We start from the raw sequence: 15009 nt of genomic DNA, 5'->3' as shown, positions 1-15009 counted from the left end.
TTTGACGGGACTTGGATATCTTTGTGGGTGAAAATCAAAACCCGTTTAAAAACATCAGATTGTAGAAACACCCAAAGAATACAGGGGCGTGTTTTCAGAATTGCGACAACAACCAATCTGCTTCTAGGTTCATGCTCTGTTTCCCTCAAATTTTTGAGCGTGCCATGGCCTTGCAGAAAACCGCTTTGATAACAGGTGTTACCGGACAGGACGGAGCGTATCTCAGCCGCTTTCTGCTGGATAAGGGGTATGTGGTGCACGGTGTTAAGCGCCGCTCCTCCAGCTTCAACACGGGTAGGATTGAGGGGATCTATCAGGATCCTCATGAGGAGGATGCCTGTTTCGTCTTGCATTATGGCGATCTGACAGATGCCACCAACCTCATCCGTATCATGCAGGAGGTGCAGCCCGATGAGGTTTATAACCTCGGTGCGCAATCTCATGTGAAGGTGAGTTTTGAAACGCCGGAGTACACTGCAAACAGTGATGCGCTGGGTGTTTTGCGGTTGCTGGAGGCGATCCGTATCCTCGGATTAGAGCAGAAAACGCGGTTTTATCAGGCCTCGACCTCAGAGCTTTTCGGTTTGGTGCAGGAAGTACCGCAAAAAGAGACGACGCCGTTTTATCCGCGCTCCCCTTATGCGGCGGCCAAGCTTTACGCCTATTGGATTGCGGTCAACTACCGGGAAGCCTACGGAATTCATGCAAGCAATGGCATCTTGTTTAATCATGAGAGCCCGCTGCGCGGTGAAACTTTTGTAACGCGCAAGATCACTCGCGCCGCAGCAGCGATCAGTCTGGGGCAGCAGGACAAGCTGTATCTGGGCAATATTGAGGCTACCCGGGATTGGGGGCATGCGCGCGACTTTGTTGAAGGCATGTGGGCCATGCTGCAGCAGGATGAGCCGGATGATTATGTGCTGGCAACAGGCATAACGACTTCAGTGCGCAAGTTTGCAGAACTGGCGTTTTCAAAATGCGGCATCACACTGGAATGGCAGGGCAGCGGCATTGATGAGAAGGGGGTTTGTTCTTCAAGTGGTCGTACTCTTGTTGAGATCGACCCACGCTATTTCCGTCCTTCAGAAGTGAATGAGCTGCTTGGTGATGCGAGTAAAGCCAAGGAAAACCTTGGTTGGCAGGCAAAAACCACCCTCGAAACACTGATTGAGGAGATGGTGCAGGCTGACTTGCTGGAAGTGAGAGACGGCAAGGTGCTTGAAGATGCCTGAGCCGCAAACCACTGACTTTGATCTGACTGGAAAAACGGTTTTCGTAGCCGGGCACAAGGGCATGGTTGGTCGTGCTCTCATGAAGCGGCTGGCGCGGGAAAACTGCACACTTCTGACTGCGGACCGGGGGCAAGTAGACCTTACCATGCAGGCCGAAACCCTTGCCTTTTTGCAGGAGGCGAAGCCAGAGGTCGTGATTGTTGCTGCCGCCAAAGTGGGGGGCATTTGGGCAAACAATGAGTACCCCGCCGAGTTTCTTTATGAAAACTTGGCAATTGAGACCAACCTCATTCGCGGAGCCTTCGCAGCTGGCGTTCAAAAACTGCTGTTTCTGGGGTCATCGTGTATTTATCCCAAACACGCCCCACAGCCGATAGAGGAGGGGGCTTTGCTCTCTGGCCCTCTCGAACCCACCAATGAATGGTATGCCATCGCCAAGATTGCAGGCATCAAATTATGTCAGGCCTTCAGGCGGCAATACGGCTGTGATTTCATTTCTGCCATGCCCACCAACTTGTATGGACCCGGCGATAACTTCGATCTGACAAGCGGCCACGTGTTGCCCGCTCTTATGCGCAAGGTGCACGAGGCGAAAGTGAGCGGAGCTAAATCCTTTGAGATCTGGGGCACAGGTGCGCCGCGCAGAGAGTTTCTGCACTGTGATGATTGCGCGGATGCCCTGGTGCATCTGCTGAAGACTTACTCAGCAGAAGAGCACATCAATGTTGGCTTTGGTGCAGACATTTCAATTCTGGAACTTGCGCAACGCATCTCCAAAATTCTGGGTTACCAAGGCACCATTACACAGGACCCCTCCAAACCAGATGGAACTGCGAGAAAACTGATGAGCTCGGCTCGCCTGCAGCAGCTGGGTTGGGTGCCATCCATCTCGCTGGATAAGGGAATTCACCATACCTATCAGTGGTTCTTGGAAAACCGGGTGCAAAAAGAGCTGGTTTAACGCAGCCCTCTCGAAAACACTTGGACACTCGCAAATGTCACAGTGAAATTAAGAGCAGTTTCAGTCATGTTATCCAGCTGAAATTGGGCGTTGGAGCGGATGTTGATCTCTGCATCCTTCAGCCCGAAACCAAAGGGATAGCACCATGATTGAACGCATGCACACCAAGCAGCGTATGAGCAAGATCGTTAAACACAACGGCACAGTCTATCTGTGTGGCCAAGTTGGCGTGCGCGGTGAAAGCATCAAAGAACAGACAGCAGAATGTCTGCGCCGTGTTGATGAACTGCTTGTTGAAGCGGGCTCCAGCCGCGAGCAGATTCTGCAAGCAATTGTTTGGCTTTCTGACATGCGTGATTTTGCTGAAATGAACGAAGTTTGGGATGCATGGGTGCCAGAAGGGCATGCGCCTGCACGCGCGTGCGGTGAAGCCCGCCTTGCTTCTCAGGAACTGCTGGTAGAAGTCATCGTAACAGCGGCTTACGACTAAAACGCGCAGGCGTTTGGAGCTGACGACTGGGGGATACATTCAACCGAACGGTGCAGCTCCAAACACCCGACTATGCTTTTCATGATTGGAAATGAGCAAGAGGAGCGCCGGACTGAACAACCGGCAAGCGAACTGCTGTTTTTCCTGCATTGAAGTGGGCTGCTGATCCCCTAAAACTTATTCCCCTTTCCAATTTCTCCCGTACTCTGAATTTATGCCTACGTAACGGGCAGCTGGCGGACCGTCCGTCAGTTTGTCGTAGGCTGGGTGGGGCTACTGGAAGAAGTAACGTATCTTTCAGTGGTCCGGTGGAACCGATTTTCAAACGTGACCGCATGGTTTGAGAGGAAGGGCCCAAGTCTGAAGGGCATCACGCGGTGGCACAAACCAGTCAGAGTGGTGCGTGTCAGGGATGAAGGAACTGTTTTAGTAAGGAAACTTGCTGGAATAAGCCATTGTCCTTCCAGGAAACTGGCTATCGTGTCTTTCAGGATAAGAGGCGATGTTGTCCATACCAAAATGCCCGGGCAAGGCGACAGCCAATGCCGAAGAAACTAACTACAACAAGTAGCGCAGGTGTTGCCTGCTCGCCTTGCTCCTCCCGTCTTTCGGGAATTTAAGCTCCAACACTGCCGGCATAGCCGTGCGGTGCTATTCGTGTTTGTAACGGCTACAATGCGTTGAATATGTGCTCCGGCATCTTGCGCTGCACATCCACTTTGCAGGCAAACCCCATATGCGCCAGTACATCCCGCTTGGGCTTTATGCCAGGGGCAACTTCAGTCAGCACTAGCCCATTAGGCCCCAGCTGGAAGACGGCGCGCTCGGTCACATAAAGCACTTCCTGCCCATTGGTTTTGGCATTTAAGGCATTGAAGGTGATGTGGTCTGTTTGCTCCACAAACTTTGTGTGGGTGCCATTGCGCGTCACCTTGAGTTTGTCTTTGCGGTACTCAACCTGAGAATCCACGCCCGTCAGTAAACCGCAAAACACGAGCTTTCTGGCGTTTTGTGAGATGTCGATGAAGCTGCCCGGCCCAACGATTTTACCATTCACTTTGGACAGGTTCACATTCCCATGCCGGTCCACTTCGCTCATGCCCAGAAAGGCAATATCCAGCCCGCCGCCGCTATAAAAATCAAACTGATCCAGTGAAGAAAGCAGTGCTTCAGACCCCAGAGCTGCGCCATAAAGAGAATCTCCCAGGAACTGGCCGTTGTGATGTCCGTGTTCGCAAGAGAGCCAGATCCTTTCCGCCAACTGCTTGCGCTGCTCAGCAAAGCGAATGCCAGCAGGAACGCCAAAGCCGATATTCACGGCTGCGTTTTCAATCAACTCCTCCGCAGCCCGGCGAGCAATCACCTTGCGGGCAATCTCGCTGGGTTCGTTTTGAACTCTTGTATGAGAGGGTTTGATATCCCCGCTGAGAGCAGGGCTGTACGGCGTGTCATAGGCAATGGTCTGGCCGGGGGCTTCGACAATCGCATCCAGAAACACTCCCGGAACCGCAACAGAGCGGGCAGGTAGGCTTCCGGTCTGCACCACGTTTCTAACCTGCGCAAAACAATGGCCACCACTGTTATGCGCAGCCGTCGCCAAACTGAGACAATCAAGTGTGACGGCTTCTTCATCAAGGCTGAGATTGCCTTTCGTGTCCGCCGCAGACCCGCAAATCAGAGCAAGGTCGATCTTGAACGGGCGGTACCGGAGGTATTCCTGACCATGCAGATGAAGCAGTTCCACAAGCTCATGCTTGGAAGACTTGCTGCATTTACCGCCGCCATGTCTGGGATCAACAAACGTCCCCAGTCCGGTGCGGGTGAAGAGACCGGGACGACCCGCACCAATTTCGCGGATCAACTGCTGAATAACACCAGCCGGAAGGCAATAAGCTTCCAGCTTGTCTTGAGAGATCAGTTTTTGGAGGGAAGGAGTGAGAACGAAGTGAGAGGTGATAATGCCGCGCAGCATTCCCTTATGAGCAAACCGGTTCAGCCCCCGCTTGTCGCCATCTCCGATGGAGAGCGAGTTGATGATGAATAGGTTTTTGGGTTGCCCTGTTGAAAGAAACCGCTGCTCAATGGCCTCCAGCAAAGCTTCCGGCGTTGCAAGGCCCCGCCCACAGCCGCCAATGACGATGGTGTCGCCATCTTCCACAAAGGCCGCAATTTCACGCGCACTGCAGATCTGCATCCTGCTGGTTCCCGGAGTTCGTGTCCGTTTTGTCTTTGAACCAATTATCCCTCAAACCCTGAAAAGTCCGGTTAAGGCGCATGCAGATGAAATAAAGATCTTTGGAAGCAATACTTTAAGCATGTGTGGCAAGAAAGATGCTTTTCAAACCATTATAACTTGTTATGTAAGTGGCTCAAATTTACAAAAAAGACTGGCTTAAAGTTGATTGTGTTTCAGGAAGATCAAGTGTTTCAGGTGGGAGAGTTCATTCGTGGGGGCGGATTCCGTGACACTTATGAATGTGCGTCTGATCCAACGAAGCTCCTGAAGTTTGACCGGTACGAGGCTGGTGAGCGCAAAGTCAAAAGCCGCGGATTTTTGAAAGATCTGTTTCGGTCAGTGCGTGCGAAACTAGGTTACAAGAAGCAGCGCCTAAGCGGCAATCAGGATGAGTTGCTGGGGTGGCAGCACATTCAAGACGTTGGTTTGGATGAACACCAGTCTTTCGCGAAAGTCTATGGGATCGTGGAGACTGATCGCGGACCTGCTTTGCTAACCGAGAAGATCGACAACTTTTGGCACCCGGAAATCCGCAGTATCCGGGATTACATCAGTCGCCATGGTCGCGTTGAGGACAAAGAACTTATTCGCGCTCTGATTGATTACTTTAAAATCTTACGTCAGAACCACGTTTCCTGTTTTGCCGACAGGCCAGAAAACATGGGCATAGTTCTCGATGCTGCAGGCAATAAGTACATCAAGAGCTTTGACGTAAAACCATACCTGAATCATCAGTTGCTGCCTCTTCATAAGGTTGATTATCTTAACAAAAAGCGGATCAGGCGGCGGTTAGATCGTCACCTCGATATATTAAGTGGCGAGAGCTCTGGCGACGGCCATAAGATTTGATCTGGCCAAGCTGAGTGGCTTGTTTTGTTAAACTGACCTCTGATTGAGAAAGCCAGCCTCATTTCTCACCTGCAGTTCGTTTGCTCTCCGTATTTCAGCCAATTTTCTTCACCTATGCGCGCCTTGTATCTGGGGTGGCTTCGGTTAAGCTGATGGGATTGCAAATTTGGTGAGCGCGATATTTTGTGCGCTGATTTTTCTGGTGTTATCAATCAAATGAAATTGGGGCGGGCTTCGTGGCGCAGAGTGAGGCAGTAAATACTTCCGTGTTGGCATTGTTTAAGCTGAGCGCGTTTCGTCGATTTTTTGGTGTTCTTGTTCCGGCAGCATTTGCAGACTGGATCGACTTTATCGCGATCATGGTGCTTGTGAGCTACAGTTGGGACATGGGAGCGACTGAAGTTGCCAGTGTCATTATGGCCGCGACCTTGCCCCGTGTGATCTTCGGTCTGCCAGCCGGTGTTCTGGTTGACCGGATTGGGGCTGGGCCTGTGCTGATAGCCGGGTTGATCATCCGAGCGGGTTTGATGGTTGGCATGTTCTTCTTTGCCACCAGCCTTTCGCTTCTTATTGCTTTTGTGTTTTTGAAAGCCACAGTATCTGCCGCTTTTATGCCTGCACAGCAACTGGCGTTGAAGAAGATCGTGCCGTCAAACATGCTGACACAGGCGGTCAGCGTGAACCATTTCGTCATTCAATCGACCAAGATCTTTGCGCCGGTTTTGGGGGGCGCTTTGCTCGCCGTGTGGAGCCCACATATTGTCTTTCTACTTGGTGGCGCCAGCTTTGCTGTGGCCTCTCTGATTTGCCTGAGCTTGTTAGGAGTGCTGAAAAAGGACGCTAAAGATGCCTCCGAGGAAAGCTCCGAGACAAGCAGTGTGGTGAATGATGCCAAGGTCGGACTGGCTTATCTTTGGAGAACACCGCGTCTCCTCTTAGGCATGACGCTCATTTGCCTCTTTATATTCAGCGTGTTTCTTTACGAGGCGGTGCTGCTGTTGCTCATTAAAGAAACCGGGCAACCAGAAGCCGCCGCGGGGCCAATTCTGGGTGCTATTGGCGTTGGCGGGCTTGTTGGAACTTATCTGACGGCCAAGATCGGTGATCGTGTCAACTTGCACCTGCTGATGGTGATTGGTTCTTTCTTCGGGGGCGCTCTTACCATGGTAGCGGGTTGGCTTCCGTTTAGTCCGGTACCTATCGGAATGCAGGAGCAGATGGCTATCTGGTTTGTTGGTGGCGCATTTACTAGCCTCATTACAGTTCCGTTTGGGGCAATCGTTGTTAAACAGACGCCTGAACATCTATTGGGGCGTATCACTTCAGTTGGGGAGATGCTGCAATCGAGTCTCATGCTGATTGCCATCCCGATTGGGGCCTTTCTGGCCGAGCAATGGTTTGTCTCCATGCCCTTCTTTGCGGGCGGTGCTATTATGTGTGGTGGAGCGGTGATTGGACTATTTGCCGTGCTTAACCTTGGCAAAGTGCCTGATGCGGAACCTGTGATTTCAGAGGAAGTTGTCTAAGCGTTCCATCAAGCCGTTACGACTTTAATTGCGCTCGACCTTGCTTGTTGGCTGAGGCATTCTCGCTGCATTGCTCAAATTTGCCACCTGCACTGAGCAATGAGGGGGGAATGAAATGACAGGCTTTGTATTTAACACGGCAGCGAGCGTTGTCTGTGAGCCGGGCGCGGTTCAAAAGCTGGATGAGCTTACACTGAAGACCATTGGTAAACGCGTTTTTCTGGTGAGCGATAAAGGACTGATGAAAGCAGGTCTTGTTGACCCTGTGATCGCTCAGCTGGAAGCTGCTGGAATAAACGTTACCCTGTTTGATGATGTTGTTGCCGACCCGCCAGAAGCCATCGTCTTGCAAGCTGTAGATTTAGCTACATCGGCTGATGTGGATGGTGTCATCGGCCTGGGCGGTGGGTCCTCACTGGATGTTGCCAAGCTCGCTGCGTTGCTTGTTGGGGGGGGCGAACAGCTTACTGATATCTACGGTGTTGGAATGGCGAAGGGGAAAAGGTTGCCGCTGATCCTTATCCCGACAACCGCTGGCACAGGGTCTGAAGTGACGCCAATCTCCATCATCACGACGGGTGAGGCTGAGAAGAAGGGCGTTGTGTCTCCGTCCTTGTTGCCGGACGTGGCGCTGCTGGATGCGGATCTCACGGTTGGCCTGCCTCCGCATGTCACGGCTGCAACTGGCATTGATGCGATGGTGCATGCAATTGAGGCCTACACGTCGACATCTGCAAACAATAACCCGGTGTCTAAAGTGTTGGCGCAGGAAGCCTTGCGTTTGCTGGGTGCGAACATCGAAAAAGCCGTGAACACGCCGCAGGATAAAGAGGCACGTTCCAATATGTTGCTCGGCTCCATGTTGGCAGGGCAGGCGTTTGCCAACTCTCCGGTGGCGGCTGTGCATGCGCTGGCTTATCCGATTGGCGGCATCTTCCATGTGCCTCATGGAGTTTCCAATGCGCTAGTTCTGCCGCATGTGATGCGGTTCAACCTGCCAACCTGTGCGCAGGCCTATGCTGAGCTTGCTCCTCTGGTGTTTCCGGAACTTTCAGAAATTCCGGCGGATAATCGAGGCGGCGTATTTGCAGACCGGTTGGCGGAGCTTTCCAAAGTTCTGGGCGTTGAAGCAACGCTTCGCGAAGTGGGTATTGGTGAGCAGGACGTCGTGAAGCTGGCCAGTGAGGCGATGAAGCAAACGCGGTTGCTGGTGAATAATCCACGTGAGGTGGATGAAGACAGCGCCTTGAAGATTTACCAGCAGGCTCTTTGAGAACGGATTGAAGCGGAGACATAGACTATGAGCAAACCCAAAAAGCCGGCTGCGCATACCCGTGCACATTACGCGTTCTTCAGTGATGTCCAAACCCGTTGGGAAGACAACGATGTATATGGGCACATCAATAATGCGGTCTACTACAGTTATTTTGATAGTGCTGTGAACGCCTACCTCATCGAAAACGATGCCCTCAACATACATGAGGGGGATGAGATCGGGTTGGTTGTGGAATCTGGTTGCCAATACTTCTCTGAGATCGCCTACCCGGAAAAGATCGATATTGGGCTGCGTGTCGGGCACCTGGGCAACAGCTCCGTGCGATACGAACTGGCCTTGTTTGCGCAAGATGCTGAGAGAGCAGCCGCACAAGGTTTTTTTACGCATGTGTACGTAGATCGTGCGACACGCAGGCCGCAAACGCTCTCCGGCAATCTGCGTACTGCACTTGAGGGGCTTCTACTACAGGTTGCTGATTCTTGATTGTTAAAAATGTAATGATTAATTGCACTTATAATAAATAGATGACGAACGCATAAAACGATAAAACTTTCAGAAATTACTCAATTAATGCCTTAAATACCCACGGGTTAACCACTGGTTGAGATTTACAAGCTTAGGATGCCGCCAAGTCATGGGCAATGACTTCTATTCGGGAGAAATCGGGTCATGAGGCGGGTCCTCCAGCTATTTACGAATTTGCAGCTGTCGATGAAAATCGGTGGTGGCTTCATTATTGTACTCTTGCTTTCCGCTGCAGCTGGTGGGATCGGAATCTTTTCTATCTCTCAGCTCACCAAGCAAACAGAGATGACAAATGCAACCATGCGTTTAATGCAGGGCCTGCATGATACGACATCAGCGCGCGAAACTTATTTGCGCAGCTTGAGCAAGTATGATGCAACCGCTGCGGCTGATGAGCTGAATCTGTTGGGCGCAGATCTGGAAGCTCTTCATGAGCAGGTTGTTGCAGATGGCAAAGATGGTACCGCCTTTGAAGAGACCCACGAAAATGTGCGGGCTCTGAAAGGTTTGTTCAGTCGTGTTCGTATGTCGACTGATATTCAGGAATCTCAGGTTGCCAAGATGATGTCTGCTGTTGCCAATCTTCAGATGATTGGCAAAAAGGTTCAGGCTGACATCTCAAAGATTGCGGCCTCGGCAACAGAGCAGGACAAGTTGGCCAAAGAGCAGCTGAAAGAAGCTGACAAAGCAGGCCGTCTTGTTGCGACTATTCAGAGCCAGGCCCTGAACATGCGCTACTTCTTCGTGAAGGCGACAACAAGCTCTGAAGAAGGCGCTCTGCGCAAAACATTGCTCAGCGCTGCAAAAGCGCGCCGTGAGATCAAGAAACTGCAAAAAATCCAGCTGTCACATCTGGATGCCAAGGTTCTTCAAAGTCTGGCAGGTGTCTCAGATACGCTGGTTGATAAACTGAAAGCCCTGCGCGATTCTACGGATTTCTCCGAGATGTATTCGCTGCGTCAGGACATCACTGCAAGTATTGATGTGCTCGGCGAAACGGCTCAGCTGGTCATCGGCTTTACCTATCGCTCTATTGATGATGCGAACAGGAAGCAGGCTGAAGCGGTTGATCGTAAGCAGCAGGTTGATGCCGCTCTGGCCTCTGTCTCCAACATCACACGCCAGACACTGGCCGTGAGTTCGTCTTCTCTTTCCTTCCTGCGTGCAGGTTCTGGTGTGAAGTCTGAGGAAGTCTCCAAGGAGATTGATCAGCTTGGCGCAGCAGGCCGCGAGTTTAAAGCGGGTGTGAAAGACATTGAAGGGGGCGTGAAGGCGTCTAAAGATGCCATCAAAGAAATCGCTGCGATCCGCTCTGGTTTCGGCTCAATGGCAAATGGCAAGAAAGAACTTGCCAGTCTTGTTACAAAGCTCACTGAGCAATCTGAAACTGTTCAGGGTCAGATCATCGACATTGCAGCCTCTGAGGCTGAAAATGCGAGCGCGGCTGGTGACCTTGCAACCAATCTGATTGCGACAACTGTTGCTGTTGGTCTTGTACTTGGTGCGTTGATTGCACTGGGCCTGTCTCTTGCCATCACTCGTCCGACCAAGCGTCTGACCGGCATCATGGAGCGTCTGGCAAATGGCGATACTGATGTTGAGATCGCCGGCGCAAAGCGTAAAGACGAAATTGGTGACATGAGCCGCACGGTTCAGGTCTTCCGTGATAACGCTTTGGAACGTGCACGTTTGCGCGAAGAGCAGGCACATGTTGCTGAAAAGGACGCTGAAAAGCAGCGCGAAATTGAGCAGCTGATCACTGACTTCAGAAATACAGCCGCAAACTTGCTGACCTCTGTGAATGACAGCATGGGTGAGATGGGCGAGACAGCCAGCGTGATGGCAGATCTTGCTCGCGGTACCTCTGATCAGACAGAGCGGGCAGCGGCCTCTTCCACTGATGCTGCCAACAACGTGCAGATGGTTTCTGCCGCCGCAGAAGAGCTGAGCAGCTCCATTGAGGAAATTGCACGTCAGGTGAGCGCGACAACCTCTGTTGTTGCCAAAGCAACTGAGAGTGCGCACGTTTCCAACGACCGCATCAATGAGCTGGCCGATGCCACAGTCAAGATTGGTGAGGTTGTCGGGCTGATTCAGGCAATTGCCGAGCAGACCAACTTGCTGGCTTTGAATGCGACCATCGAAGCGGCGCGGGCTGGAGAAGCTGGTAAGGGATTCGCAGTCGTCGCGGCTGAGGTGAAAGAACTTGCCAACCAGACGTCCAAGGCCACAGAGGAAATTAGTTCCCAGATCTCCGCGATTCAGAACTCCACGACAGATGCTGTATCCTCCATCGAGGGCATCTCGCATACAATGGATGAGGTTACCGCATTTACCTCTGCAATTGCGACGGCTGTTGAGCAGCAGGGGGCTGCGACAACTGAGATTAGCCGCAACGTGCAGGAAGCTGCTGTGGGAACATCCAGCGTAAACGAGAATATGACGTTGGTCTCTGATGCAGTGAGTGAAACCAATACCGCGTCCTCACGTGTGCTGACAGCCTCTACAGAGGTGACTGAAAGTACGCGTGCGCTAGGCAGAGAAGTTGATGACTTCCTGACTGCGGTCGCGAAAGTCGGCTAACACACTCAAAATTCTGAAAATTGGAAGGCAGCTTAGATATTCTAAGCTGCCTTTTATTTTGTCTTGATTAAACAAAATGATTTCATTTATATATTTCCGGGAGGAATAGCATTTTAGAGTTGTAATAGTTCGAATTTATAGAATTACACGTAAGTATTTTGTCTTTGTTGTGTCGCAAAGATAAATACAAAACGCTGATATATATGTATAGAATAACATATGCATGCTGAATATACTAAGGAATGACTTGGTGAATTAATAACAATCGTTTTTTATATTAACTGCTCGTCAATTTATGAAATACATATTCTGTCTGCTTGAATTTTATTCACTTAAGTAACGAAATAGAAAAACATAGAGGCAGCTATGTCGCCGGGTGCACATCTGTCCGATACTGAAAAAACATTCAGTGAGGCAGACATCATTGTTAGCAAGACTGACCTAAAGGGCCGCATTACGTACTGTAATGAGATCTTTTGCGAGATTGCGGGATACTCCTACAAGGAACTCATAGGTCAGCCACACAGCATTATTCGTCATCCAGACATGCCTCGGTGCGTCTTTGAACTTCTTTGGAAGCGGATTGCGGATGGGCATGAGGTTTTCGCATATGTGAAGAACCTTTGCCGGGGCGGTGAGTTCTATTGGGTGTTCGCCCATGTCACTCCCACCTTCGACAATGCAGGAAAGATCATCGGATATCATTCAACACGCAGAGTGCCAGAGCGAAAGATCCTCAATGACGCGATCATTCCGTTCTACCAGCAGCTCATTGAGATGGAGCAGGCTCCAAAGAGCCGGAAAGACGGGCAACACAACAGCTCTGAGTTTCTGGCGAACTACCTCTCCGATAATCGGGTGACCTATGATGAATTTATCCTCACTCTCTAAGAGTGTCTTCCTGAGTTGCCTGACGGCTGCAATCTGCGTTGGTATTGCGCTTCAGGGAATGGGAGGGGAGAGCAACCTGCTTTCAATCCTCTCTGGTCTGGCTGGTGTGGCAGCAGTGTTCTCACTGTTTTTCGTGCTTAAGGTACGGCGCGTGCTGAAGCATGTGACAGAAATCGCGACCTTGCAGGCAAGTGGTGATTTGGAAGCACGCACGCTTGTGGGAATGGATCATGGTGAACTGAAGGACCTGCTTGCGAGTGTGAATTACTCCACTGACAAGACAGATTCCTTTATTCGCGAAATGGTGGCATCCACGCACGCTTTGTCAGCGAACAAGTATTATCGGCGTGTCGTCACGCGCGGGCTGCAAGGCTCGTTTCTGGTTTATGCAACTCAGGTGAATGAGGCGATCGCGAAGGTACAAAACCGGATCTGCGATTTTTCTGGTCAAACCGATGCCTTTGAACAGCTGACCCGCAATGCGACAGACTTGCTTTCCAGCTCGGGCCAGAACATGAGCGACAACGCGCAGCAGATGGAACAATCCGCCGACCTGACCCTTCAGCGCGCATCTGCCGTGACCGTGGCGTCTGAAGAGACATCCGCAAATGTGCAGACCGTATCTGCTGCTGTTGAGGAGCTTTCTGCCTCTGCCGCAGAGATCGGCAATCAGGTGAAATTTACCGCTGATGTCACCAGAACCGCTGTTCAGGAAGTTGAAGCTGGCGAAACCAAGATCAGTAGCTTGAGCGCCGCCGCTGAGACCATCGGCGATGTTGTAGAACTCATCAGCTCCATTGCCGAGCAGACGCATTTGCTGGCGCTCAATGCGACGATTGAAGCAGCGCGGGCAGGGGAAACGGGCAAAGGCTTTGCCGTTGTGGCGGGTGAGGTAAAGGATCTGGCAGGCCAGACTTCTGATGCGATCGGTCAGATCTCCGGTCAGATTGAGGCCATCCAGTCAGCGACTGCGGAAACAGTTGTCTCGTTTAAGCAGGTCGCAGAATCCATTTCCAAGATCGAAAGCGTCACAGACTCAATTTCGCTCTCTGCAAGACAGCAAGCAGAAGCGACCACCGAGATTGCCCAGAACATTGCCGAGGCTTATTCTGGTACACGGCTTGTGGCCAGCAACGTGGCGGATGTTTCGACCTACGCGAATGAAACGGAAAATGCTGCTGAGCATGTGATCGGATCTGCGGTTGAGATGAACCAGCAGATTGCATCGCTGTCTTCCGCTGTGACCGAGTACATCACCGAGCTGCGCAACGGGCCGCTGAGCAACAGCGAGATGCGCACCTGATACCTCCTTTGTCCTGAAACACGATATGAGAGACCTAATTCGCGTTTCAGGACGCTCTAAAGGACTGAGCCACCTACCACGTTGCTATCACAACAAAGGATAGCAACATGAAAACTCTGGTTCTTGGCACACTCTTAGCAATGATCTGCACGTCTACTTTGGCGGAGCAGCAGATCGCGGGCTATGACCGCCTTACCGTATCGGCCCCTCATCGCACGTCTGCTGTTGCAGCGTCTATGTGGTATCCGATCAAAACACCAACCTACCGCAATGTGATTGGCGACAATGCGGTGTTTAAGGGCACCTCCGCCTATGTTGGCGCCGCAATCAAAGAGGGCAAGCATCCACTTATTGTGCTCTCGCATGGTTCTGGCGGTAACATGGATGGGCTTTCATGGCTGTCATCCGGACTGGCGCTGAAAGGCGCAATGGTCCTCGCAGTCAACCACCCGGGCAGCACCTCCGGCGATTCATCTCCCCGCCGGTCGCTGCGCCTTGATGAGCGTGCTAAAGATTTGACGGCAGCACTGGATGAGCTTTTGAGTGATCCGGCTTTTGCAGACTATATCGATGAAAGTCGCATCAGCTCACTTGGGTTCTCGTTGGGAGGGGCGACCGCACTGAACCTGGCAGGTCTGCGGTTTGATGGTGATCAGTACAACGAGTACTGCAACGGGATTGGTAAAGGACAAGCAGACTGCGTCTTTCTCTCCAAGGGCGGCGTTGATTTTTCCAGACTGCCTGCAGGCTTTTCAAAAGAGGCACAAGATAGTCGGGTTACCGCCGCGATTGCCGTCGACCCCGGCTTTACTTATGTCATTGATGAACAAAGCCTGATGGAGGTTAAGCAACCTGTGCTCTTACTAAACATTGGCGAAGAGAACCTTTGGAAGGCGGCTGATGTGGGACCAGAAGGCAGTAACCTGATTGCTAAGCTGGAAAATGCGAGCCTTGCTGTCGTCAAACCCGGACACCACTTCACATTTCTGGCGGAGTGTAAGCCAGAAGGGGCTGCCGTTCTGGCAGCTGAAAATGATGATCCGGTATGTGATGATCCTGAAGGAACTGATCGGGCACAGATCCATGAGGACATTCTTGAAGAAATCGCACGCTTCTTGAAGCTGTAGACGGAGAGAG

Annotated in this window: 12 protein-coding genes; 11 read left to right on the top strand and 1 reads right to left on the bottom strand. The window is 51.6% G+C overall.

The window, feature by feature from the left end; translation table 11 throughout:
- The first annotated feature begins 170 nt into the window (after window positions 1–170).
- The 3 genes from gmd to PsW74_RS02150 all read left to right on the top strand — a co-directional run bounded on the left by gmd (window position 171) and on the right by PsW74_RS02150 (window position 2683).
- Window positions 171–1232 (top strand): GDP-mannose 4,6-dehydratase, encoded by a 1062-nt coding sequence (gene gmd, locus PsW74_RS02160; RefSeq protein ID WP_208987798.1) that lies wholly within the window; start codon window positions 171–173, stop codon window positions 1230–1232.
- Entirely contained in the window at window positions 1225–2193 is a 969-nt protein-coding gene (locus tag PsW74_RS02155; RefSeq protein WP_063287655.1) for a GDP-L-fucose synthase, read from the top strand. The genes gmd and PsW74_RS02155 overlap by 8 nt, the downstream gene beginning before the upstream one ends.
- Before the next feature lie 145 nt (window positions 2194–2338).
- Entirely contained in the window at window positions 2339–2683 is a 345-nt protein-coding gene (locus PsW74_RS02150) for a RidA family protein (RefSeq protein ID WP_063287656.1), read from the top strand.
- A 670-nt stretch (window positions 2684–3353) separates the two neighbouring features.
- On the opposite strand, the gene PsW74_RS02145 is transcribed toward PsW74_RS02150, so the two are convergent.
- Window positions 3354–4877: a CoA-transferase gene (locus PsW74_RS02145; RefSeq protein WP_063287657.1), complete on the bottom strand. Its 1524-nt coding sequence runs from the start codon at window positions 4875–4877 to the stop codon at window positions 3354–3356.
- Window positions 4878–5105: 228 nt separating this feature from the next.
- On the opposite strand from PsW74_RS02145, the gene PsW74_RS02140 reads away from it, so the two are divergent.
- The 8 genes from PsW74_RS02140 to PsW74_RS02105 all read left to right on the top strand — a co-directional run bounded on the left by PsW74_RS02140 (window position 5106) and on the right by PsW74_RS02105 (window position 14999).
- Complete coding sequence (locus PsW74_RS02140) at window positions 5106–5768, top strand: YrbL family protein (RefSeq protein WP_208981797.1); 663 nt, start codon at window positions 5106–5108, stop codon at window positions 5766–5768.
- A gap of 236 nt (window positions 5769–6004) precedes the next feature.
- Window positions 6005–7294: an MFS transporter gene (locus PsW74_RS02135; RefSeq protein WP_063287658.1), complete on the top strand. Its 1290-nt coding sequence runs from the start codon at window positions 6005–6007 to the stop codon at window positions 7292–7294.
- A 115-nt stretch (window positions 7295–7409) separates the two neighbouring features.
- Entirely contained in the window at window positions 7410–8567 is a 1158-nt protein-coding gene (locus tag PsW74_RS02130) for an iron-containing alcohol dehydrogenase (protein ID WP_063287659.1), read from the top strand.
- 27 nt (window positions 8568–8594) lie between these two features.
- Window positions 8595–9053 (top strand): thioesterase family protein, encoded by a 459-nt coding sequence (locus tag PsW74_RS02125; protein ID WP_063287660.1) that lies wholly within the window; start codon window positions 8595–8597, stop codon window positions 9051–9053.
- A gap of 228 nt (window positions 9054–9281) precedes the next feature.
- Window positions 9282–11678 carry a HAMP domain-containing methyl-accepting chemotaxis protein gene (locus tag PsW74_RS02120; RefSeq protein ID WP_208980592.1) on the top strand — a complete coding sequence of 799 codons (2397 nt, stop codon included), beginning with the start codon at window positions 9282–9284 and terminating at the stop codon, window positions 11676–11678.
- Between the two features lie 366 nt (window positions 11679–12044).
- Window positions 12045–12569 carry a PAS domain-containing protein gene (locus tag PsW74_RS02115; protein WP_057462945.1) on the top strand — a complete coding sequence of 175 codons (525 nt, stop codon included), beginning with the start codon at window positions 12045–12047 and terminating at the stop codon, window positions 12567–12569.
- The gene (locus tag PsW74_RS02110; RefSeq protein ID WP_063287733.1) at window positions 12547–13872 is read left to right on the top strand and encodes a methyl-accepting chemotaxis protein; all 1326 of its coding nucleotides are present in this window, start codon (window positions 12547–12549) and stop codon (window positions 13870–13872) included. Before PsW74_RS02115 ends, PsW74_RS02110 begins: the two co-directional genes overlap by 23 nt.
- 107 nt (window positions 13873–13979) lie before the next feature.
- Entirely contained in the window at window positions 13980–14999 is a 1020-nt protein-coding gene (locus tag PsW74_RS02105; RefSeq protein WP_063287661.1) for a hypothetical protein, read from the top strand.
- Window positions 15000–15009 lie beyond the last annotated feature (10 nt).

It is taken from the genome of Pseudovibrio sp. W74 (assembly GCF_001623085.1).
Lineage (GTDB): Bacteria > Pseudomonadota > Alphaproteobacteria > Rhizobiales > Stappiaceae > Pseudovibrio.
Note: the sequence above shows the minus strand (reverse complement) of the source record. Positions and strands in the feature narration are given on the sequence as shown.